Origin of the sequence: Paraburkholderia sediminicola, assembly GCF_046027825.1 — a bacterium.
Lineage (GTDB): Bacteria > Pseudomonadota > Gammaproteobacteria > Burkholderiales > Burkholderiaceae > Paraburkholderia > Paraburkholderia sediminicola_D.
Genome location: NZ_JAQQDU010000223.1, coordinates 1 through 1,413, shown reverse-complemented (window position 1 = coordinate 1,413; position 1,413 = coordinate 1). Strand labels below are relative to the sequence as shown.

The window sequence follows — 1,413 nt, the reverse complement described above, 5'->3', positions numbered from 1 at the left end:
CGAGATGGAATGGACACCGCCCTCCCTTCGGGGAGGTGGGCATGATTGAGGGCCTCCAGAACCGAACGGCATCAATGTGCCAAAGTGGAGTTGCGACACAACCACTTGAGGAACGGAGGCCCCAAATGAATGCTACGACATACGGACTGGATGTTGCAAAGCGGGTGTTCCAGTTGTACTGGGTCGATGCCCAAACTGGCGAGATTGCAAATCGGCGGTTCGGACGTGACGATCTGATCGCGTTTCTGGCTCAGCGTCCTGCCGGGCGGGTCGCTCTCGAGGCGTGCGGGAGCGCTCACTGGTGGGCACGTAAAATTCAGGCGCTGGGACACGAGGTCGTGTTGTTGCATGCGCAGTTTATCCGGCCATTTGTTCAAACGAACAAGACCGACGCGGCGGACGCAAAGGCGATATGGACTGCCGTTCAGCAACCTGGAATGCGCACCGTTGCAGCGAAGACAGAAGATCAGCAAGCGATGCTGAGCTTGCATCGGATGCGCTCGCAACTCATCAAGTTTCGGACAATGCAGGTGAACCAGCTCCGTGGGTTTCTCTACGAATTTGGCGTGACGTTTCGCACAGGCCGGGCGGCAGGGCTTGCTGAGGTAAGGCAGCGCATGGCGGAGTTGGAAGATACGCTTCCAGCATCGATCATGCTTAATCTGCAAGACCAACTGCGACGCATCAACGCGTTCGAGGATGATATCGATCAACTCGAAAGGCGCATTGGTGCCTGGCAGAAACAGGAAGTGGCATGTCGCGCGATTTCCGAAGTGCCCGGCATCGGCAGGCTTACTGCAACGGCCCTGGTAGCAACGATCGGAAACGCGAGGACCTTCAGATCAGGACGTGAGTTCGCCGCGTTCCTCGGTCTTGTTCCGCGGCAAAGCGGTACGGGCGGGAAGATTCGATTGGGCTCCATCTCGAAGCGAGGCGATCCCTACCTGCGCACGCTGCTGATCCATGGAGCGCGCTCCGTCCTGTGTCACACGAAGGCACCAACAGCCTGGCAGAAAGGGATTCAGGAGCGGCGACCCACCAATGTGGTAGCTGTCGCTCTGGCGAACAAGATGGCTCGGACTGCCTGGGCCATACTGGCCCACGAGAGCTGTTACGAAGCGAATCACGTCAGTGTAAGACCAGCTTAACTGTATGAGACGCTGAGACCTTGATGAACCGGTAGGTTGCTATGGTTGATTCTCCGTGATGGCAAAACAGGTCGGACCGCAGGAGTGCAAACCTGAACACAGCCTTGTGCCTGAAGCACGCGGCCGAGATGAGGACATTCCTGGCGTATTCCATCAGGGCTCGCGGCTTCGGCCTGCGTAAAGCCGGATATAAGACCGCAGCCGATACCTCGTTACGGCATCACATCAAGATCGACTTGGCAAACCGGGCGGTGTCCATATAAGG

1 protein-coding gene is annotated in these 1,413 nt (G+C 57.6%); it reads left to right on the top strand.

Features of this window, described 5'->3' with window-relative positions:
• Positions 1–125 precede the first annotated feature (125 nt).
• Positions 126–1,148 carry an IS110 family RNA-guided transposase gene (locus PQQ96_RS41960; RefSeq protein WP_408303291.1) on the top strand — a complete coding sequence of 341 codons (1,023 nt, stop codon included), beginning with the start codon at positions 126–128 and terminating at the stop codon, positions 1,146–1,148.
• Positions 1,149–1,413 lie beyond the last annotated feature (265 nt).

What these genes read in the sequence shown, in the direction of transcription:
- PQQ96_RS41960 (WP_408303291.1), top strand. Translation starts at nt 126, where the DNA reads ATGAATGCTACGACATACGGACTGGATGTTGCAAAGCGGGTGTTCCAG.